Raw genomic sequence first — 20,295 nt, 5'->3', positions numbered from 1 at the left:
GAATGTGTCTGGCCCGCGCTGCGGGACTGCCCGGAAAGTAGCAGGTCCACCCGCGTGCGCAAATACGCGAAGCGCCCTCATTGATCCCGTGAATCTCGCCGCAACAGCCCGTGCCTGAGCGTCTGAACAAAGGCTGTCGAAACGGTCCGCGCAGGACCGACCGGTCACGCAGCGCAGCCCCTTTGCGCCGCCCCGGCCCCCGTGCACAATGCGCCGATCACTCCACTCCCGCCAAAAGGATTGGCCATGCGCCACGACGCTTTCTGGCTCACCGCCAGCGATGCCGCCCCGCTCTACGTGAACCGCTGGAGCGGCGAGGAGCCACCCCGGGCGGTGGTGATGATCGCCCACGGCATGGCCGAGCACAGCGGCCGCTACGCGCGGCTGGCAGCGGCGCTGGTGGCGGCGGGCGTCGAGGTCTACGCCCACGACCAGCGCGGCCACGGGCGCACCGCCCAGCACGGCATCCTCGGCCTGTACGCCGAGCACGACGGCTGGAACAAGGTGATCGCCGACCTCGCGGCCCTCAACCACCACATCCGCCAACAGCATCCGCAGACGCCGATCATCCTGCTCGGCCACAGCATGGGCAGCTACATCGCCCAGGGCTACCTGATGCGCCACAGCTGCAGCCTGCAGGGGGCCATCCTTTCCGGCTCCAACTACCAGCCGGTGGGGCTGTACCGCGCGGCTGCCGTGGTGGCACGGCTGGAACGCTGGCGCCAGGGCCCGAACGGCCGCAGCGCGCTGATCGAGTTCCTCTCCTTCGGCTCGTTCAACAAGGCCTTCAAGCCCAACCGCACGCCCTTCGACTGGCTCAGCCGCGACCCGGACGAGGTGGACAAGTACGTCAACGACAGCCTCTGCGGCTTCCGCTGCACCAACCAGTTGTGGCTCGACCTGCTCGGCGGACTTCAGAACATCACGCCCATCGGCCACCTGGCGCAGATCGACCCGGACCTGCCCCTGCTGGTGATCGGCGGCGCGTGCGACCCGGTCAGCGACGGCAAGCGCCTGGAGGACCTGGCCGATGCCCTGCGCTCGGCCGGTGTGCGCGACGTGCAACTGAGGATCTACCCCGACGCCCGCCACGAGTTGTTCAACGAGACCAACCGCGACGAGGTGACGAATCATCTGCTCGACTGGCTGAGGCACGCCCTCGCCCAGGGTCGAGCCTGCCAACCGAACAAGGAGACGCCATGAGCCAGGTAACCAACTTCACCTACGACGCCCTCGAAGTCGGCCAGAAGGCCAGCTACGCGAAGCAGGTGGAGGAGCGTGACATCCAGTTGTTCGCCGCGCTGTCCGGCGACCGCAACCCGGTGCACCTGGATGCCGAGTACGCGGCCGGCACGCTGTTCAAGGAACGCATCGCCCACGGCATGTTCAGCGGCGCCCTGATCAGCGCGGCCATCGCCTGCGAGCTGCCCGGGCCGGGCACCATCTACCTGGGCCAGCAACTTAAGTTCACCCGCCCGGTGAAGCTGGGCGACAGCCTGACCGTGGAACTGGAGATCCTCGAGAAGCTGCCGAAAAACCGCGTGCGCATCGCCACCCGCGTGTTCAACCAGAACGCCGAGCAGGTGGTGGACGGCGAGGCCGAGGTACTGGCGCCCAAGCAATCGCTCGCCATCGAGCTGCCGGAGCTGCCGCCGATCACCATCGGCTGAACCCCGCAGCCCTGATGAAGGAAGCCCGGCAATCGCCGGGCTTTTTCGTTCCGGGGGAGCTTCCGGCTAGTCCTGCGCCTGCGGCTGATCCCCGACCGTGACGCTGGCGGTCATCCCCGCACTGAGCTGTATGTCATCCGGTATTTGGTCGAGCTTGATCCGCACCGGGATGCGCTGGGCCAGGCGTACCCAGTTGAACGTGGGCTCGACGTTGGCGAGCAGTTGCCCGTCCGGGCTGGCGTTGCGGTCGGTGATGCCGCGGCTGACGCTTTCCACCGTGCCCTTGAGCGGCTGGCCGGCGCTCATCAGCCAGATGTCCACCGGTGCGCCGACACGGATGCCGGGCAGCTTGGTCTCCTCGAAGTACGCCTGCACGTAGAAGGACTGGTCGTCCACCAGTGCCATCACTGGCTGCCCGGCGCTGGCGTAGTTGCCCTGGGCCAGACGCAGGTTGGTGACCTGGCCGCTGCGCGGGGCACGGACTTCGCTGCGGGCCAGGTTCAACTCGGCGACCTTCACGTCGGCCTGGGCCTGGCGGTATTCGCCCCGGGCGATGTCGGCGGTGATCTGGGCGTTCTCCCGCAGTTCCGCACTGATGGCCTGGGGGCCGAGGCTGGCGCGGCGCGAGGCCTCGTGCTCACGCAGACGCAGTTGCTGCTGGCGAGTTTCGGCGACGGCGCGGGCCTTTTCCAGGGCGGCCTCGTAGCGGTCGCGGTCGATGGTCATCAGCAGGTCCCCGGCCTTCACCTGCTGGTTGTCGCGGACCTTCAGGTCCACCACCCAGCCGGACACGTCCGGTGCTATCACCACCACGTCGGCGCGGATGCGCGCGTCCCGCGTCCAGGGCGCGAGCATGTAGTGCTGCCAGAGGCTGTAGCCCCCCACAACGGCTGCGGCGACCAGCGCCAGGGTGACAACGACACGCAAGGTGGAGCCCATAGTTTTCTCCTTCACCAGTGCCCGAAGACGGCGACCAGCACCGACAGTACACAGACATAGAGGGCGGTATCGAACAGCGCCTCGTGCCAGATCCAGCGCGCCAGGCCCAGCCGCTGCAGCGCCAGGCGCAGTACGCCGGTCACCAGCAGCGCCGCCAGGGCGTAGATCAGCAGCGGGCTGAGCAATACGCCGCCCAGTGACCATTCACGCAAGCCCATGGCGCGCCTCCTGTTGTTCACACCACTGCCGCCAGCTTTGCCGCAACTGCAGCAAGGCCGCCAGGGCCAGCCGCCGGTCGATGCTGTTGCCGGCCTCGCGCAGGGCCTGGATCAGTTGTTCGGACGGCGCGTCCATCGCATCCGCCCGCTCCGGCGCGGGCCCCTGCTCCAGCAGTGGCTCGATCCGTTCGAGAAAGCGCGCCTCGGAAGCGCCGAGGGAGCGCTCCCCCACGGCCAGGCAACGGCGCAGGTGCAGCAGTTCGTCACCGATGTCGAGGCTGGTGATGCCGTCGTCCCAACGGTTGCGGGACTGGCTGGGCAGCGCCGGGTAGTGGCGGGCCAGCTGCAGCAGGCGGTCGGCCATGCGCCCGCCGAACCAGTTCTCCGCCCCCGCCAGGGTGCGGTGGGTGAGCCGGCCCAGGTCGCTGAAGGTGGCCCGCAGTAGCCGCCGGCCATGCCAGCCGGGGTGGGTCAGCACGATGAGGCGGAACACCAGCACGGCGAAACCGACCCCCAGCAGGATGGACAGGGCTTCGTTGAGGAACACCGCAACGTCGAAGTGCATGGTGTTCTGCGGTGCGCACAGCACGATGAAGTGCAGGCAGAACGAGGTGGCCGTGCCGCTCAGGGCCGGCCGCGCCATGCCCAGGGTGCCGAAGAACAGCGGCACGCCGAGGGCCATGCAGAGCAGCGGGAAGCCGCTGAACTGGGGCAGTACCACCTGGCCGATGAAGAAGGCCACCGGCAGCGCATAGAGGATGCCGCGCAGGAACATCAGGCCGATCTGCGCAGCGTTCTCGCGGCTGGCAAAGAGGCTGCAGACCACGCAGGTGAGGGTCAGCGCGCCGATGGAGGAGGTCCAGGCGGTGGCCATCCAGAAGGTCGCCAGCCCGAGGAAGGCCAGCCCGCTGCGGGAGCCGTAGAGCAAGGCCGTGGGCAGGTCGTGGTGCCAGGACAGGGGCGCCGAACTGTCCTCGGTGGGAGCACCACGCTCCACGGCCTCCAGCGCTGCAGCGGCGGCCCGTACCTGGCGGAGGGTGACCGCCAGGCGCCCCAGGCAGTATTGCTGCACCACGCTCAGTTCGGGGGATTCGGCCGCCTCCAGCAGGCGCTGCCCCAGGGCTTCGAGGCGTGCCGGATCGGGTGACTCCAGCGCCTGTCGCACGGCCTCCAGCCAGGGGGCCAGGCGCTCGGCCTCGTCACCCGACAGCTGCCGCCACTGGCGTGCCACCCCGCGCGCCAGCCGCAGCACGCTGAGCAGGTCGCGGCTGAGCACCCGCAAGGCAGCGGCGCGACGCCGACCGCGCGCACCTTCGAACCAGGCGTGCTCGCGCTGGGCATCCACGGCCACCAGGCGCCCCAGGACACCCAGCAGCCCCTGGCGCTCGTAGGGCGCACCGTCCAGGGCCGAGCGGGCCGCACGGATGCCGCTCTCCCACGCCTCGGTGGCCTGCCGCACCAGCTGGCGCTCCACACGCTGCGGCCAGATCAGCGCGCTGGTGGCGGTGGCACAGAGGATGCCGAGGCAGATCTCGGTGCAGCGGGCCACGGCCTGGTCGAAGACGTTGAGCGGGTGGGCGATGGCCGGCAGGCCGATGATGGCCACCGTGTAGCCGGCCAGGACGAAGGCGTACGACCAGGCACTGCGCAGCATGGTGGAGGCCGCCGTGCACAGCGCCAGCCAGGTGGCCAGGACGAAGAGGAACAGCCAGGGCGTCTGGGCGAACAGCGCCATGATCACGACAGCCATGGTGGTCCCTACCAGGGTGCCGAGCAGCCGCGCCAGGCCCTTCTGCACCACCATCCCGGACAGCGGCTGGGCCACGATGAAAGCGGTCATCAGCGCCCATTGCGGCTGCTCCAAGCCGAAGCGCAGCGCGCACCAAAGCGCCAGGCCGCCCCCGAGCAATGTCTTGATGGCGAACTGCAGGGCTGGGAGGTCGGGGGCGAGGAAGGCCTTCAGGGTTTCACGCACGTCGGGAACCTTGGAAGAAGTGCGGCAAGCATAGGCGGCCGCCCGCCTGTACGGCACGGCCCTGGATTCGTCTGATCATCTCCCCCTCTCCTTCCCTGTCGAAAGGCTCTGAAATGCCCCATCCGGCGCAGGGGACCCCCTGGAAAATTGACCTGGATCAGTTACCCGCAGACCTTGCGGGACGGGCCCTGCGGCCATTGATCCAGATCAATTTCGGCCCCCTGGCCCGGGTCTACCTTTGACCCATCGAAACAAGACGCCAGACGCAGGAGGCCCTTATGTTCGTCGATGTTGTGGTTCTAGCCGGTATCGGCACTGTTGGCCTGATGCTCGCCTTCTTCGGTGGCGTCGGATACTTCATCTGGAAGGACTCTCACAAGCGCGACAAGAAAGCGTAAGTCGAGTTCTCCAGGTACACAGGCACGCAAGGCACCTCGGGCGACTTCGGTCGCCCTTTTTTTCGTCCGTCGAAAATACCCCAGCCGGCACCGGGCGACACTCTGACCGCAGCCCATGACGGGCCGTTCAGGTTGGCGTTCAGCGCTTCTTCGGTTTGCTGCGGTTCTTCTTCGCCTTGCCCAGCGGCAGTGCCTTTTCGAAGGCCTGGCGCATGTCCACCAGCCGTTTCTCGTGCAGGTCATGGATGCGCTTGTCGCGCTCGGCGCCGAAATCGATCAGCTTGTCGTCATTGCTCATGGGCGGATCCAGCGGAAGGTGAGGTTGAGACGTGGCTGGCAGGCGGCTCGGGTCTTGGCCACCTGATGTTGCCAATGATGCTGCGTCGGCCCGCTCATGACCAGCAGCGCTCCGTGTGCCAGTTCCAGCGAGTGCTCGATGCGCCCGCTGCCCTTGCGGCGCAGGTCGAAACGCCGGGTGCCACCGAGGTTCACCGACGCCACGGTGGGATCGGGCCCCAGTTCCGGCTCGTCGTCGCTGTGCCAGCCCATGGAGTCCTGGCCGTCCCGGTAGAGGTTCAGCAGCACGCCGTTGAAGGGCTGCCCCACGTCTTCCTGCACGCGCTGGCGGATTTTCGCCAGCAGGGGCGTCCAGGGCAGCGGGCGGTGCACCAGGCCGGAATAGCGGTAGCTCGCTTCGGGGTCGCCGTACCAGGCCACCTGCCGGGGCACCCGGTAGTCCTGGCCGTGCAGGTGCACGACCGGCTGCTCCCAGGGCGTCTCCGCCAGCAGCCCGGCCAGCCATTCGTCGGCTTTCTCCACCGCCAGCCAGTGGCGCTCGTGGCGCAGGCAGGCGTCCGGCAGCTCAAGGGGCAGGTCGTCGAACAGGCTCATGGGATGACCGATTGCGCAAACAGGGGGACGTATTCTCCCACGACGTCAGACCTCGACGTCCACCCAGAGGCCCTGGCGCGGGAGGGTGTCGATCACCTCCTCGTCCGCCGGCTTCACCTCGCCCTCGGCCAGTTGCTCGGGGGTGTAGCCCCGGCGCTGGCGGCGGCGCTGCTCCTCGCGGAGCATCTCCTCGGCTTCCTGCGGGTGACGGCGGTCCAGCCCCACTTCGCTTTCGTGCTGGCTTTCCTGGGCTGGCGCCACGGGGGGAATGTCGGGGCGTGGCTTGGTCACGTCCTGCTGGGCGGTCACGGGAACCAGGCTGTGGGGGATCGGCGGCAACATGGTCAGACCCTCTGTCATTCAACCTGTCGGCAACACAGGCCACACCTTTAGCGGCCTCGCTACACTTCTACCGCAAACGGGAACGCAAGTTCCGTCGCTCTTGGCCACGCGTTCCGCTAAACTAGCCGGCTTTTTTGCATGGCGGGAGACACGCATGGCGCAGCAGTATGAACCGGGGCAACGCTGGATCAGTGACAGCGAGGCTGAACTGGGCCTCGGAACCATCCTGACATCCGACGGGCGGCTGCTCACCGTGCTCTACCCGGCGACCGGCGAGACGCGCCAGTATGCCCTGCGCAACGCCCCGCTGACCCGCGTGCGCTTCGCTCCGGGTGACGAGATCACCCACTTCGAGGGCTGGAAGCTCACCGTGCAGGAGGTCGACGACGTCGACGGCCTGCTGGTCTACCACGGCATCACGGCCCAGAACGAAGCCCGCACCCTGCCGGAAACCCAGCTGTCCAACTTCATCCAGTTCCGCCTGGCCAGCGACCGCCTGTTCGCCGGGCAGATCGACCCGCTGAACTGGTTCGGCCTGCGCTACCACACCCTGCAACACCAGAGCCGCCTGCTGCAATCCTCGCTGTGGGGCCTGTCCGGCGCCCGCGCCCAGCCCATCGCCCACCAGCTGCACATCGCCCGTGAAGTGGCCGACCGCATCGCACCCCGCGTCCTGCTGGCCGACGAAGTGGGCCTGGGCAAGACCATCGAGGCCGGCCTGGTGATCCACCGCCAGCTGCTCTCCGGTCGCGCCAGCCGGGTGCTGATCCTGGTCCCGGAGAACCTCCAGCACCAGTGGCTGGTGGAGATGCGCCGCCGCTTCAACCTGCAGGTCGCGCTGTTCGACGCCGAGCGCTTCGCCGAGAGCGATGCCAGCAACCCCTTCGAGGATGCCCAGCTCGCCCTGGTGTCCCTGGAATGGCTGAAGGACAGCGAGCGCGCCCAGGATGCCGCCTTCGCCGCCGGCTGGGACCTGCTGGTGGTGGACGAAGCCCACCACCTGGTCTGGCACCCCGAGCACGCCAGCGACGAGTACCGCCTGGTGGAGCAACTGGCCGAGGTCATCCCCGGCGTCCTGCTGCTGACCGCAACCCCGGAGCAACTGGGCCAGGAAAGCCACTTCGCGCGCCTGCGCCTGCTGGACCGCAACCGCTTCCATGACCTGGAAGCCTTCCGTGCCGAGAGCGCCCACTACCGCCCCATCGCCGAAGCGGTGCAGGAGCTGCTGGACGAGGGCCGCCTGTCCGCCGAAGCGCGGGCCACCATCGCCAACTTCCTCGGCAGCGAAGGCGAAACCCTGCTGGCCGCCGTCGCCGAGGGCGACAGCGACGCCTCCGCGCGCCTGGTGCGCGAGCTGCTGGACCGCCACGGCACCGGCCGCCTGCTGTTCCGCAACACCCGCGCCGCCGTCCAGGGCTTCCCCGAGCGCCAGCTGCACCCCTACCCGCTGCCCAACCCCAGCGAATACATGGAGCTGCCGGTGGGCGACCACCCGGACCTGTACCCCGAGGTCAGCTTCCAGGCCCAGCAGGGCGAGGTCGACGACAGCGAGCGCTGGTGGCGCTTCGACCCCCGTGTCGAGTGGCTGATCGACACCCTGAAGATGCTGAAGAAGTTCAAGGTGCTGGTGATCTGCGCCCATGCCGAGACCGCCCTCGACCTGGAAGACGCCCTGCGCGTGCGCTCCGGCATCCCCGCCACCGTGTTCCACGAAGGCATGAGCATCCTCGAGCGCGACCGCGCCGCGGCCTACTTCGCCGACGAGGAATTCGGCGCCCAGGTGCTGATCTGCTCCGAGATCGGCTCCGAAGGCCGCAACTTCCAGTTCGCCCACCACCTGGTGCTGTTCGACCTGCCGGCCCACCCGGACCTGCTGGAACAGCGCATCGGCCGCCTCGACCGGATCGGCCAGAAGCACACCATCCAGCTGCACGTGCCCTACCTGGAGAACAGCCCCCAGGAGCGCCTGTTCCAGTGGTACGACCGCGCGCTGAACGCCTTCCTCGCCACCTGCCCCACCGGCAACGCCCTGCAGCACCAGTTCGGCCCGCGCCTGCTGCCGCTGCTGGAAGACGCCGACGAAGACACCTGGGGTGCGCTGCTGAGCGAAGCCGAAGCCGAGCGCAAACGCCTGGAAAGCGAGATGCATTCCGGCCGCGACCGCCTGCTGGAGCTGAACTCCAACGGCGGTGGTGAAGGCCGTGCGCTGGTCGAGGCCATCCTCGAGCAGGACGACGAGTTCGCCCTGCCGATCTACATGGAGTCCCTGCTCGACGCCTTCGGCATCGACAGTGAGGACCACTCCGAGAATGCCCTGGTGCTCAAGCCCGGCGAGAAGATGCTCGACGCCGGCTTCCCCCTGGGCGACGACGAAGGCGTGACCATCACCTACGACCGCAACCAGGCCCTGTCCCGCGAGGACATGCAGTTCCTCACCTGGGAGCACCCCATGGTCCAGGGCGGCATGGACCTGGTGCTGTCCGGCTCCATGGGCAACACCGCCGTCGCGCTGATCAAGAACAAGGCCCTCAAGCCCGGCACCGTGCTGCTGGAGCTGCTCTACGTGAGCGAGGTGGTGGCGCCGCGCAGCCTGCAGCTGAGCCGCTTCCTGCCGCCGGCCGCGCTGCGCTGCCTGCTGGACGCCAACGGCAACGACCTGGCCTCCAAGGTGGCCTTCGACACCCTCAACGACCAGCTGGAAAGCGTGCCGCGCGGCAGTGCCAACAAGTTCGTCCAGGCCCAGCGCGACGTGCTCGCGGCGCAGATCCAGGTTGCCGAGACCAAGATCCGCCCGCGCCACGACGCCCGCGTGGCCGAGGCCACCAAGCGCCTCGCGGCCGAGCTGGAGGAAGAACTGGCGCGCCTGGAAGCGCTCAAGGCGGTCAACCCCAGCGTCCGCGACAGCGAGATCGAAGCCCTGCGCCGCCAGCGCGAAGAAGGCCTGGCGTTGATGGAGAAGGCCGCGCTGCGGCTGGAGTCCATCCGGGTACTGGTCGCCGGCTAAGCAAACCCCGCCCACGAAAAAGCGCGCCTCGGCGCGCTTTTTCGTTTCTGCGGCATCAGGCCAGCGCGGCCTGCGCCGCCGGCTGCTGCCCCTCGCGCATGCGCCGGACGTCCCGCCCGAAGCAGCGCGCTGCCTGGAACAGGGCCAGGGTGGTCAGCCCCAGGGCTACCGGAATCAGGTACATGGCATCGTGCAGGCCCACGGCCTTGAAGGCCTCGGTCATCTCGCTGGCACCGGCGGCATACATCGCCGCATGGGCGAAGTGGTCCGACAGCAGCCCCACCACCACCGGCCCCAGGCCACCGCCCAGCAGGTAGAGGCCGGCGAAGAACAGCGCCATGGCCGTGGCCCGCAGGCGCGGCTCCACTACGTCCTGGATGGCGGTGTAGACGCAGGTGTAGAAGGTGTAGGCGAACAGCCAGCCGATGCTGAACACGCCCACGAACACCCCCACCTCGATGCGCCCGGAGAACAGCGCGAAGCCGGTGGCCAGGGTCGCCACCAGCAGGCTGCCGGTGGCCAGCAGCAGGCGGCCACGCTCGGACTTCTCGTGGGCCTTGTCCGCCAGCCAGCCGCCCAGGGTCAGGCCGACCAGCCCGGTGAGGCCGGCGATGATGCCGGTGGCGACGGCAGCCCCCTGCAGGGACATCAGGAAGTAGCGCTGCAGCATCGGCACCATGAATGAGTTGCAGGCGTAGGTGGCGAAGTTGAAGGTCAGCCCCGCCAGGGTCAGCCACCAGAAGGTGCGGATCGACAGCACCCGGCGCAGCGGGCGGTCCAGCGGCGTCTGGTCCTGGGTGCGGTTGTCGGCGGCGCCGCGCTGCGGCTCCTTGATGAAGAACATGAACACCGCGAGGATCAGCCCCGGAATCGCCGCGATGACGAAGGGCGCCCGCCAGCTGCCGAAGGCCTGCACCATCGCGCCGATGGTGAAGAAGGCCAGCAGCAGCCCCAGCGGCAGGCCGAGCATGAACAGGCCCATGGCGCGGGCGCGCTTGTTCGGCGGGAACAGGTCGCCGATCAGCGAGTTGGCCGCCGGGGCATAACTGGCTTCGCCGATGCCGATCCCCATGCGGATCAGCAGGAAGCTCCAGAAATTCCACGCCAGGGCGTTCACCGCCGTCAGCCCGCTCCACACCGCCAGGCCCCAGCCCATGATCTTCTTCCGCGAGCCGGTGTCGGCCATGCGCCCGAGGGGCAGGCCGGCCACGGCGTAGACCAGGGTGAAGGCGGTGCCGATCAGCCCCAGCTGGAAGTCGCTCAGGCTCCACTCGTGGCGCACCGGTTCGATGATGATCGCGGGGATGGTGCGATCGAAGAAGTTGAACAGGTTGGCCAGGAACAACAGGAACAGCACGCGCCAGGCATTGGCCGCTTGCGGGGAAGGCTGCATGGGTCGGTCTCTTTGTTGTTGGTGACCCGGCAGACCGCCTGCCGGGCTTGTAAGGCCGAATCTAGAGGCTCGCCTTGCGGCTGTCTGCGAACATTCGCGCTGGTTATGGCGAACGATGGCGCCCTCCCCGACCACTCGTCGTACGGCGCCCGGCAGCCGTGGCGGGTGGATGGGGCTGGCCGATACTCAAACGGATCGGCACGCCCCGTCGCGGAGGCAACAGGCAATGGAATGGCTCGGGTTGCGCATCAGCAACGAACTCCCCGAGGGACAGGTGCGCCTGCTGGACTGCACCCACAACGGCTGGCTGGTGCTGCTGGCCTTCCTGGTGGCCAGCGCCGCCGCCTACACCGCGCTGAGCATGGGTGAGCGCGTGGCCAACGTGGCCGACCCGACAGCCCGACGACGCTGGTACTGGATCGGCGCGCTGTGCCTGGGCGGGGGCATCTGGTCCATGCACTTCATCGCCATGCTCGCCTTCGAAGCGCCGGTGGTGCTGCATTACGACGCCCTGATGACCGCCCTCTCCCTGCTGGTGGTGATCGGCGTCTCCCTGGCGACGATGCGCACCCTGGGCCGTCCGCAACTGGGGCCCCGGCACTACCTGGCCGGCTCGCTGACCCTAGGCCTGGGCATCGCCTGCATGCATTACACCGGCATGGCGGCGATCCGCTCGCAAGCCACCCAGACCTACCGCCCCGAGCTGTTCATGCTCTCCATCGATGTGGCCGTGGTCACCAGCCTGGTGGCGCTGATGCTGGCGGTGTTCTTCCGTGGCCGCGACGACAGCCTCAACCACCGCCTGCGCATCCCGGCCAGCCTGGTGATGGGCGGGGCCATCGTTTCCATGCATTTCACCGGCATGTGGGCGCTGGAGCTGACCGTGTCCCCCGGCACCGAACTGCACCTGCAGTCACCCGCGCAGAACCTGGCGATGGCCGTGAGCGTCGGGCTGATCGCCTTCCTCAGCCTGTTCTTCGGCCTCGGCGCCGCCTGGGCCGATCGTCAGTTGCAGCGCCGCGACCAGGACCTGGAGCGCGTCGGCAGCCTGCTGAAGCAACTGGACCAGGCCAAGGCGGTGTTGCAGAAAGTCGCCCATGTCGACCCGCTGACCAACCTGCCCAACCGCCGGGCGTTCAACGAGGTGTTCGCCGAGCGGCTGGCGATCCATGGCCGCACCCGGCAGTCGCTGGCGGTGATGTTCCTCGACATCGATCATTTCAAGCGGATCAACGACAGCCTAGGCCACGATGCCGGCGATGCCCTGCTCAAGGCCGTGGCCGAGCGCATCGCGGCGATGCTGCGGGACGAGGACCTGATCGCCCGGCTGGGCGGCGACGAGTTCTGCATCCTCGCCGGCCTGCACCGCCCGGAAGAGGCGCGGGTGCTGGCCAAGCGGGTGATGCAGGCGCTCAAGGAGCCCATCGAGCTGGCCGGGCGGAAGATGGTGATGACCACCAGCATCGGCATCAGCCTGTTCCCCGAGGACGGCGAGAGCTGCGAGGAACTGCTCAAGCACGCGGACCTGGCGCTGTACCAATCCAAGGGCAGCGGCCGCAACAACCTGCACTTCTTCAGCCGCCACCTGAAGCACAAGGCCACCGTCGAACTGCAGCTGGAGGAAGAGCTGCGCCGCGCCCTGGCCGAAGACCGTGAGCTGGAGCTGCACTACCAGCCCATCCTCGCCCTGGCCGGCAACCGCCTGGGCAAGCTGGAGGCCCTGGTGCGCTGGCGTCATCCGCAGCATGGCCTGCTGACGCCGGAGCGCTTCGTCGGCATCGCCGAGGCCAACGGCTTCATCACCGATCTGGACGCCTGGGTGCTGCGCCGCGCCTGCCGCGAGCTGGCCGAGCTGGGCCACGGCAGCCTGCGGGTGGCGGTCAACTGCTCGGCCCTGAACCTGTGCCAGGACGAACTGGCCGACCGTGTGGCCGAAGCCCTGGCACTGTCGGGGCTGGCCGCCAACCGGCTGGAACTGGAGGTGACCGAGAACGCGCTGATGAGCAACGTCAACCAGGCCTTGCGCCTGCTGCAGCGCATCCGCGACCAGGGGGTGGCCGTCTCCATCGACGACTTCGGCACCGGCTATTCGTCCCTGGCCTACCTCAAGCGCCTGCCGCTGAACACGCTGAAGATCGACCGCTGCTTCATCCAGGACCTGCCCCACGCCCACGCGGACATGGAGATCGTCCAGGCCATCATCGGCATGGCCCACACCCTGCGCCTGCAGGTGGTAGCCGAAGGGGTGGAAAGCGAGGCACAGCTGGAATTGCTGCGCGGGCTGGGCTGCGACTTCATCCAGGGCTACCTGCTGAGTCGCCCCCGATTGCTGGCGGACCTGCGTCCGCTGCTGGAGGAGTGGGGCGAGGGGCCGGCCCTCAACTTCGCCTGAGGCCGGCCCATTCGGTCACGCGGCCTTGAAGCGCGGTAACCAGTCGAGCCCGTCGCGGGTCGGCCCGCCGGGGCGATACTCGGCGCCCAGCCAGCCGGCGTATCCCACCTCGGCCAGGGCGGCGAGCGCCGGGGCGAAATCCAGCTCACCGCTGCCGGGGGCGCCGCGTCCGGGGTGGTCGGCGAACTGCACATGGCCGATGGCGTCGCCCAGCAGGCGGATTGCCGCCACCGGGTCCAGCTGCTGGCGGGCCAGGTGATAGAGGTCCAGCTGGGCGGCGAAGCTGGGGCTTTCCACCGAGCGCACCAGCTCCAGCAACTGCTCGGGGGTGTTGATGAGGAAGCCCGGCATGTCGAAGGGGTTGATCGCCTCGGCCAGCACCTGGATGCCCAGCGGGTGGAAGGTGTCGGCGGCCTTGCGCAGGTTGGCCACCAGCGTGGCCAGCGCCTCGGGTCGCGACACGCCATTGGCCAGGCGCCCGGGCAGTACGTTGACGCACTGCGGCTGCACCAGCGCGGCGTAGGTGTAGGCATGGCGCAGGGCGGCGTCGAAGGCGTCCTGCTGGGCCGGGACGGCGGCCAGCCCGGCGCCGCCCTGCATCAGGTCGCCGGCGGGCAGGTTGATGAGCACCAGCGGCAGGCCGGCCTGGTCCAGGGCGGCCTTCAGCTCGCCGGCAGGCAGCTCGTAGGGGAACTGGATCTCCACGCCGTCGAAACCCGCCTCGGCGGCAGCGCCGATGCGTTCGATCAGGGGCAGCTCGGTGAACAGCAGCGACAGGTTGGCGGAAACCTTCATGGGTGCTCCTCTCGGTAGAGTTCGATCAGGGTCGCGGGGTCGCGCTCCAGGTTGCCCTGGCTGCCATGCAGGCGCATGAGCTGCGCGGCGAGCCCGCTCATGGGGGTGGCGCTGCCCTCCTCGCGGGACAGGCGGGTGGCGGTGTCCAGGTCCTTGAGCAAGGTGCGGACATGCCATTTGACCGGCTCGAAGCAGCTTTCGGCCATCTGCGGCGCCAGGATCTGCAAGGGCCGCGAGTCGGCGAAGCCGCCAGCCAATGCCGGCGCCAGCAGGCTGGCATCGACCCCGGCCTTCTCCGCCAGGGCCACCACCTCGGCAATCACCAGGGCATTGCAGGCGACGATCATCTGGTTGCAGACCTTGGTGACCTGGCCGGCACCGACCTCGCCCATGCGCGTCAGACGCTGCCCCAGGTGCGCGAGCACGGGGCGCACCCGCTCCACATCCTCCTCGCGGCCACCGGCCATGATCGCCAGGGTGCCGGCCTCGGCACCCGGGGTGCCACCGGAAACCGGTGCATCGATCCAGTGCACGCCGGTGCGTCGCTCCAGTTCGGCGGCCATCTCGCGGGTCGCCGCCGGTTCGAGGCTGGAGAAATCCACCAGCACCTGCCCGGCCCGCGCCCCTTCCACCACGCCGCCCGGCCCGAACACCACCTCACGCACCACGGCCGTGTCGGCCAGGCAGAGCATGAGGATGTCGGCCTCGGCACACAGCTCGGCCGGGGTTTCGGCACGGCGTGCACCGAGTTCCAGCAGGGGTGTGCATTTGTCGGGAGTCCGGTTCCAGACCGTGAGGGGGAAGCCGGCGGCCAGCAGGCGGCGGGTCATCGGCAGGCCCATGAGGCCGATGCCGGCGAAGGCGATGCGGGGTAACGACATGCTGAGCTCCAGTCGGGCGGAAGCGCCTATCTTAACCGGCTGCCCAGGCCGTGCACCGCCCCGGAAATCGGTGTGTCACCCAGCAGGAAAAATGCACCTCAACGGTGCGAAAGGTAACGGTGCGCACCAGGAGTGCGCACCGATATGGATCAGAGGCCGTCCTTCTGCAGGTGATCCAGGTTCACCGGCTCGCCGGGTTCCGCCCCCAGCTTCTGACGGATGTCCTCGAACATCGCATCGAACTCCTGGTGGTTGTGCACGATCGGTCCGACGCTGGTGTGCAGCCCGTGCTTGTTGGCAATGCGGGTGGCGACGCTGGCGAAGTTGAAGGCGGTATCCCGGTGCAGCTCGAAGGTTTCCTCGAAGCTCACGCCATTGATCACGCCCACCATGCGGAAGTGCAGCATGGTGCCTTCCTCCGCATCACGCCGGACCTCGTAATAGAGGTCGATGGAGAACTCCGGCTGGTTGGGCAGCCCGGGAATGCTGGCACGGTGCAGGTGGCCGGGTTCGAACATGGTGAAGCTCCTTGAGAGACGAACGGGGTGGAAGGAGTCTAGACGGCCTTTGCCGGCAGGCCGCAGCCCTCAGTGACGGGCCGGTGCCTCCAGGCGTTCCTGCACCAGCACCCAGGGCGCCACCACCACGGCCCAGAGGGTGGGATCACGCTCCAGCAGGTCCCGTGCCCGAGCCTCTTCCACGCGCTCCAGCTTGCCGGCCTGCAGCAACGCTGCGACCTGGGGCTTGTCGTCCTCGGCCACGGCCAGGGCGACGCCGACCAGATCCTCCTGACCCTCGACCCAGAGCAGTTGCCCACGGGCGAAGAAGGGCTGCAGCTCCTCCCAGGTGATGGCGGCGGTCTCGCCGAGCAGCTTGGCATAGAGGGTGCTTGAGGATTCGTTCATGGCTTGCTCTGAGTGGGAAAGTAACGGTTGCAGGGCGGGCAATGATAACCAACGCCCGTCATCTTGTTCACAAGTGCAGCCGGACGCTTCCTGCGTCCTTCAGGGCACGCCGTATTTCTATACGTTTGTTGCGATTAGGCGACATAGGAACATTCCGCACCCTCCTGTCGGCTTTTCAAGCCGCAAATCGGCACTCTACACTGTACCGGTACAGTTGCCGGAGGACTCGGCGGGGTGACAAAAAGGACCCTGTCCTCTGCTTTCAGGCAACCAGGACAACAACAACGATAAACATACGAGTGGAGCACTATGAACAAGGCTACCAAGCAGCTTTCCAAACTGTTCGCCGCCATGGCCCTCGCCGGTGCCGCCAGCTACTCCGTAGCGGCCGACACCATCAAGATCGCCATGGCTGGCCCGGTGACCGGTGCGGTCGCCCAGTACGGTGAAATGCAGTTCATCGGCGCCAAGATGGCGATCGAGCAGATCAACAAGGCCGGCGGGGTGAACGGCGCTCAACTCGAAGGCGTGGTCTACGACGACGCGTGCGATCCGAAGCAAGCCGTCGCCGTGGCCAACAAGATCGTCAACGATGGCGTGAAGTACGTCGTTGGCCACCTGTGCTCCAGCTCCACCCAGCCTGCGTCCGACATCTACGAGGACGAAGGCATCCTGATGATCACCCCGGCCTCCACCAGCCCCGAGATCACCGCCCGTGGCTACCAGCTGGTGTTCCGCACCATCGGCCTGGACAGCCTGCAGGGCCCGACCGCCGGCAACTTCATCGCTGACCACATCAAGCCGAAGAACGTCGCCGTCATCCACGACAAGCAGCAGTACGGCGAAGGCATCGCCACGGCCGTGAAGCAGACCCTGGAAGCCAAGGGCGGCAAGGTTGCCCTGTTCGAAGGCATCAACGCCGGCGACAAGGACTTCTCCGCCCTGATCGCCAAGCTGAAGCAGGCCAATGTCGACTTCGTCTACTACGGCGGCTACCACCCCGAGCTGGGCCTGCTGCTGCGCCAGGCTTCCGAGAAAGGCCTGAACGCCCGCTTCATGGGCCCGGAAGGCGTCGGCAACAAGGAAATCTCCGCCATCGCCGGCCCGGCTTCCGAAGGCCTGCTGGTGACCCTGCCGAAGTCCTTCGACCAGGATCCGAAGAACCAGGCGCTGGTAGAGGCCTTCAAGGCCAAGAACGAAGACCCCACCGGTCCGTTCGTGTTCCCGGCCTACGCCGCCGTGCAAGTGATTGCCGAAGGCATCAAGAAGGCCGGCGACGACTCCGCCAAGGTGGCTGAAGCCCTGCGCTCCAACTCCTTCGAAACCCCGACCGGCACCCTCTCCTTCGACAAGAAGGGCGATCTGAAGGACTTCAGCTTCGTGGTGTACGAGTGGCACAAGGACGGCACCAAGACCGAAGCCAAATAAGCTTCCCGCCTTAGCCCAGAGCCCACTGCATCCGCAGTGGGCTTTGTTTATCCGAGATTTACGGGCTCCGCTGCGCCACAAGCGCCGCTTTACGTGATGCCCGAGGAGTTGGGGAATGCCTGATCTCTATCACTACCTGCAACAGCTGGTTAACGGCCTGACCGTTGGCAGCACCTATGCCCTGATCGCCATCGGCTACACCATGGTCTACGGCATCATCGGCATGATCAACTTCGCCCACGGCGAGGTTTACATGATCGGCTCGTACGTAGCCTTCATCGCCATCGCCGGGCTCACCATGCTCGGTCTCGACAGCCTGCCTCTCCTGATGGTGGCGGCCTTCAGCGCCAGCATCATCGTCGCCAGCGCCTATGGCTACAGCATCGAACGGGTGGCCTACCGGCCGCTGCGCGGCAGCAACCGCCTGATCCCGCTGATCTCCGCCATCGGCATGTCGATCTTCCTGCAGAACGAAGTCCTGCTCGCCCAGGACTCCAAGGACAAGGCGATCCCGAACCTGCTGCCGGGCAACTTCGTGTTCGGCGAAAGCACCATGAACGGGGTCACCATCTCGTACATGCAGGTGCTGATCTTCGTCGTCACCTTCCTGGTCATGTTCGGCCTCACCCAGTTCATCTCCCGCTCCCGTCTGGGCCGCGCCTGCCGCGCCTGTGCCGAGGACATCAAGATGGCCAACCTGCTGGGGATCAACACCAACAACATCATCGCCCTCACCTTCGTCATCGGCGCCACCCTGGCAGCCATCGCCGCAGTGCTGCTGGGCATGCAGTACGGCGTGATCAACCCGCACCTGGGCTTCCTCGCCGGCATCAAGGCGTTCACCGCCGCGGTACTCGGCGGCATCGGCAGCATCCCCGGCGCCATGCTCGGCGGCCTGGTACTCGGCGTGGCCGAAGCCTTCGGCGCCGACGTGTTCGGTGACCAGTACAAGGACGTGGTGTCCTTCAGCCTGCTGGTCCTGGTCCTGCTGTTCCGCCCCACCGGCATCCTCGGTCGTCCGGAGGTGGAGAAGGTATGAACACCGCCAAGAACCTCAAGACCGCCCTCTTCAGCGCCCTGCTGGTCATCGCGGTCGCCTACCCGGTGCTGGGCCTGAAGCTCAGCACCGTGGGCATCAACCTGCAGGTGCAGGGCGCAAGCCCCGCCGTGCTCTGGACCATCGCCGGCTGTGCCATCGCCATGTTCTTCTGGCAGCTGTTCCGCAACCAGCTGACCGAAGCCTGGAGCAAGGCCCCGAGCCGGCCGAAGCTGTCGGACAAGGCCACCAACTTCCTCACCCTGCCCTCCACCCAGCGCTGGATCATCCTCGGCCTGATCGTGGTCGCCCTAGCCTGGCCGTTCTTCGGCTCGCGCGGTGCGGTGGACATCGCCACGCTGATCCTGATCTACGTGATGCTCGGCCTCGGCCTGAACATCGTGGTCGGCCTCGCCGGCCTGCTGGACCTGGGCTACGTCGGCTTCTACGCCGTGGGCGCCTACAGCTACGCGCTGCTGTCGCACTACTACGGCCTGGGCTTCTGGGTGTGCCTGCCGATCGCCGGCATGATGGCCGCGCTGTTCGGCTTCCTGCTGGGCTTCCCGGTGCTGCGCCTGCGCGGTGACTACCTGGCCATCGTGACCCTCGGCTTCGGCGAGATCATCCGCATCCTGCTGCGCAACCTCACCGGGATCACCGGCGGCCCCAACGGCATCAGCAACATCGAGAAGCCCAGCCTGTTCGGCCTCACCTTCGAGCGTCGCGCGGCCGAGGGCATGCAGACCTTCCACGAGTACTTCGGGATTGCCTACAACTCCCAGTACAAGGTGGTGTTCCTCTACCTGGTGGCGCTGCTGCTGGTGCTGCTGACCCTGTTCGTGATCAACCGCCTCCTGCGCATGCCCATCGGCCGTGCCTGGGAAGCGCTGCGCGAAGACGAGATCGCCTGCCGCGCGCTGGGGATGAACCCCACCGTGATCAAGCTCTCGGCCTTTACCCTGGGCGCCTGCTTCGCCGGTTTCGCCGGCAGCTTCTTCGCCGCACGCCAGGGCCTGGTGACCCCTGAGTCCTTCACCTTCATCGAGTCGGCGATCATCCTCGCCATCGTGGTGCTGGGCGGCATGGGCTCGCAGCTGGGGGTGATCCTCGCTGCGGTGGTGATGATCCTGCTGCCGGAACTCGCCCGTGAATTCAACGAGTACCGCATGCTGATGTTCGGCGCCCTGATGGTGCTGATGATGATCTGGCGTCCGCAGGGCCTCCTGCCCATGCAGCGTCCCCACCTGGAGCTGAAGCAATGAGCCGCACCATCCTCGAAGTAAGCGGCCTCTCCATGCGCTTCGGCGGCCTGCTGGCCGTCAATGGTGTGGCCCTGAACGTCAAAGAAAAGCAGGTGGTCTCGATGATCGGCCCCAACGGCGCCGGCAAGACCACCGTGTTCAACTGCCTCACCGGCTTCTACCAGCCGACCGGGGGCAACATCCTGCTGGACGGCGAGCAGATCGCCGGCCTGCCGGGCCACAAGATCGCCCGCAAGGGTGTGGTCCGCACCTTCCAGAACGTCCGCCTGTTCAAGGAAATGACGGCGGTGGAGAACCTGCTGGTCGCCCAGCACCGCCACCTCAACACCAATTTCCTGGCCGGCCTGTTCAAGACCCCGGGCTTCCGCAGGAGCGAACGCGAGGCCATGGACCTGGCGGCGCACTGGCTGGAGCAGGTCAACCTCACCGACGTGGCCAACCGCCCCGCCGGCACCCTCGCCTACGGCCAGCAGCGCCGGCTGGAGATCGCCCGCTGCATGATGACGCGCCCGCGCATCCTCATGCTCGACGAGCCCGCCGCCGGCCTGAACCCGCGCGAGACCGAGGACCTGAAGGCGCTGATCGCCCTGCTGCGCAACGAGCACAACGTCACCGTGCTGCTGATCGAGCACGACATGCACCTGGTGATGAGCATTTCCGACCACATCTACGTGATCAACCAGGGCACGCCCCTGGCCGACGGTACGCCGGAGCAGATCCGCAGCAACCCGGATGTGATCAAAGCCTATCTGGGGGAGGCCTGAGT

20 protein-coding genes are annotated in these 20,295 nt (G+C 67.4%); 9 read left to right on the top strand and 11 right to left on the bottom strand.

All coding sequences use genetic code 11. The features are described 5' to 3' along the window. Positions 1-246 precede the first annotated feature (246 nt). Both SZ55_RS25210 and SZ55_RS25205 read left to right on the top strand, forming a co-directional pair. Entirely contained in the window at positions 247-1,203 is a 957-nt protein-coding gene (locus tag SZ55_RS25210; RefSeq protein ID WP_044413447.1) for an alpha/beta hydrolase, read from the top strand. After that, complete coding sequence (locus SZ55_RS25205; RefSeq protein ID WP_044413444.1) at positions 1,200-1,670, top strand: MaoC family dehydratase; 471 nt, start codon at positions 1,200-1,202, stop codon at positions 1,668-1,670. The genes SZ55_RS25210 and SZ55_RS25205 overlap by 4 nt, the downstream gene beginning before the upstream one ends. A 66-nt stretch (positions 1,671-1,736) precedes the next feature. On the opposite strand, the gene SZ55_RS25200 is transcribed toward SZ55_RS25205, so the two are convergent. The 3 genes from SZ55_RS25200 to SZ55_RS25190 are packed head-to-tail and all read right to left on the bottom strand — an operon-like array spanning position 1,737 to position 4,802. Then, on the bottom strand, positions 1,737-2,609 hold the full coding sequence (locus tag SZ55_RS25200) for an efflux RND transporter periplasmic adaptor subunit (RefSeq protein ID WP_044413442.1): 873 nt from the start codon (positions 2,607-2,609) through the stop codon (positions 1,737-1,739). A gap of 11 nt (positions 2,610-2,620) precedes the next feature. Next, on the bottom strand, positions 2,621-2,827 hold the full coding sequence (locus tag SZ55_RS25195) for a DUF1656 domain-containing protein (protein ID WP_044413439.1): 207 nt from the start codon (positions 2,825-2,827) through the stop codon (positions 2,621-2,623). Further along, a complete protein-coding gene (locus tag SZ55_RS25190; protein WP_044413436.1) occupies positions 2,814-4,802 on the bottom strand; it encodes an FUSC family protein in 1,989 nt (662 codons plus the stop codon). The genes SZ55_RS25195 and SZ55_RS25190 overlap by 14 nt, the downstream gene beginning before the upstream one ends. 278 nt (positions 4,803-5,080) lie before the next feature. On the opposite strand from SZ55_RS25190, the gene ccoM reads away from it, so the two are divergent. Continuing rightward, positions 5,081-5,200, top strand: coding sequence for a cytochrome c oxidase subunit CcoM (gene ccoM / locus SZ55_RS28900; RefSeq protein ID WP_044413434.1), 120 nt, complete (start codon positions 5,081-5,083; stop codon positions 5,198-5,200). Between the two features lie 139 nt (positions 5,201-5,339). On the opposite strand, the gene SZ55_RS28495 is transcribed toward ccoM, so the two are convergent. From SZ55_RS28495 to SZ55_RS25175, 3 genes are read right to left on the bottom strand one after another with little or no spacing between them, the layout of a single operon-like run. After that, positions 5,340-5,498 carry a hypothetical protein gene (locus tag SZ55_RS28495; protein WP_164707288.1) on the bottom strand — a complete coding sequence of 53 codons (159 nt, stop codon included), beginning with the start codon at positions 5,496-5,498 and terminating at the stop codon, positions 5,340-5,342. Then, on the bottom strand, positions 5,495-6,091 hold the full coding sequence (locus tag SZ55_RS25180; RefSeq protein ID WP_044413433.1) for an alpha-ketoglutarate-dependent dioxygenase AlkB family protein: 597 nt from the start codon (positions 6,089-6,091) through the stop codon (positions 5,495-5,497). The genes SZ55_RS28495 and SZ55_RS25180 overlap by 4 nt, the downstream gene beginning before the upstream one ends. A gap of 45 nt (positions 6,092-6,136) precedes the next feature. Next, positions 6,137-6,433, bottom strand: coding sequence for a hypothetical protein (locus SZ55_RS25175; RefSeq protein ID WP_044413430.1), 297 nt, complete (start codon positions 6,431-6,433; stop codon positions 6,137-6,139). Between the two features lie 154 nt (positions 6,434-6,587). Here SZ55_RS25175 and rapA point away from each other — a divergent pair, with 154 nt between their 5' ends. Next, positions 6,588-9,437 carry an RNA polymerase-associated protein RapA gene (gene rapA / locus SZ55_RS25170; protein ID WP_044413428.1) on the top strand — a complete coding sequence of 950 codons (2,850 nt, stop codon included), beginning with the start codon at positions 6,588-6,590 and terminating at the stop codon, positions 9,435-9,437. 55 nt (positions 9,438-9,492) lie between these two features. On the opposite strand, the gene SZ55_RS25165 is transcribed toward rapA, so the two are convergent. Beyond that, positions 9,493-10,830 (bottom strand): spinster family MFS transporter, encoded by a 1,338-nt coding sequence (locus tag SZ55_RS25165; RefSeq protein WP_044413425.1) that lies wholly within the window; start codon positions 10,828-10,830, stop codon positions 9,493-9,495. A 226-nt stretch (positions 10,831-11,056) separates the two neighbouring features. Here SZ55_RS25165 and SZ55_RS25160 point away from each other — a divergent pair, with 226 nt between their 5' ends. Next, complete coding sequence (locus tag SZ55_RS25160; protein WP_044413422.1) at positions 11,057-13,222, top strand: putative bifunctional diguanylate cyclase/phosphodiesterase; 2,166 nt, start codon at positions 11,057-11,059, stop codon at positions 13,220-13,222. A 15-nt stretch (positions 13,223-13,237) separates the two neighbouring features. On the opposite strand, the gene SZ55_RS25155 is transcribed toward SZ55_RS25160, so the two are convergent. The 4 genes from SZ55_RS25155 to SZ55_RS25140 form a co-directional block, all read right to left on the bottom strand. Beyond that, on the bottom strand, positions 13,238-14,017 hold the full coding sequence (locus SZ55_RS25155) for a hydroxypyruvate isomerase family protein (RefSeq protein WP_044413421.1): 780 nt from the start codon (positions 14,015-14,017) through the stop codon (positions 13,238-13,240). Beyond that, positions 14,014-14,898: an NAD(P)-dependent oxidoreductase gene (locus tag SZ55_RS25150; RefSeq protein ID WP_044413419.1), complete on the bottom strand. Its 885-nt coding sequence runs from the start codon at positions 14,896-14,898 to the stop codon at positions 14,014-14,016. Before SZ55_RS25150 ends, SZ55_RS25155 begins: the two co-directional genes overlap by 4 nt. Before the next feature lie 149 nt (positions 14,899-15,047). After that, positions 15,048-15,416, bottom strand: a complete 369-nt coding sequence (locus SZ55_RS25145) for a DUF5064 family protein (RefSeq protein ID WP_044413417.1) — start codon at positions 15,414-15,416, stop codon at positions 15,048-15,050. 69 nt (positions 15,417-15,485) lie between these two features. After that, positions 15,486-15,803: a DUF2288 domain-containing protein gene (locus tag SZ55_RS25140; protein WP_044413413.1), complete on the bottom strand. Its 318-nt coding sequence runs from the start codon at positions 15,801-15,803 to the stop codon at positions 15,486-15,488. Positions 15,804-16,112: 309 nt separating this feature from the next. Between SZ55_RS25140 and SZ55_RS25135 the strand changes: the two genes are divergently transcribed. From SZ55_RS25135 to livG, 4 genes are all read left to right on the top strand, one after another. Next, positions 16,113-17,231, top strand: a complete 1,119-nt coding sequence (locus SZ55_RS25135) for a branched-chain amino acid ABC transporter substrate-binding protein (RefSeq protein WP_044413411.1) — start codon at positions 16,113-16,115, stop codon at positions 17,229-17,231. Between the two features lie 115 nt (positions 17,232-17,346). After that, a complete protein-coding gene (gene livH / locus SZ55_RS25130; protein ID WP_044413408.1) occupies positions 17,347-18,270 on the top strand; it encodes a high-affinity branched-chain amino acid ABC transporter permease LivH in 924 nt (307 codons plus the stop codon). Further along, positions 18,267-19,529: a high-affinity branched-chain amino acid ABC transporter permease LivM gene (locus SZ55_RS25125; RefSeq protein WP_044413405.1), complete on the top strand. Its 1,263-nt coding sequence runs from the start codon at positions 18,267-18,269 to the stop codon at positions 19,527-19,529. The genes livH and SZ55_RS25125 overlap by 4 nt, the downstream gene beginning before the upstream one ends. After that, positions 19,526-20,293 (top strand): high-affinity branched-chain amino acid ABC transporter ATP-binding protein LivG, encoded by a 768-nt coding sequence (gene livG / locus SZ55_RS25120; protein ID WP_044413403.1) that lies wholly within the window; start codon positions 19,526-19,528, stop codon positions 20,291-20,293. Before SZ55_RS25125 ends, livG begins: the two co-directional genes overlap by 4 nt. Positions 20,294-20,295 lie beyond the last annotated feature (2 nt).

The sequence above is a fragment of the Pseudomonas sp. FeS53a genome, from assembly GCF_000931385.1.
GTDB classification, from domain to species: Bacteria; Pseudomonadota; Gammaproteobacteria; order Pseudomonadales; family Pseudomonadaceae; genus Metapseudomonas; species Metapseudomonas otitidis.
Note: the sequence above shows the minus strand (reverse complement) of the source record. Positions and strands in the feature narration are given on the sequence as shown.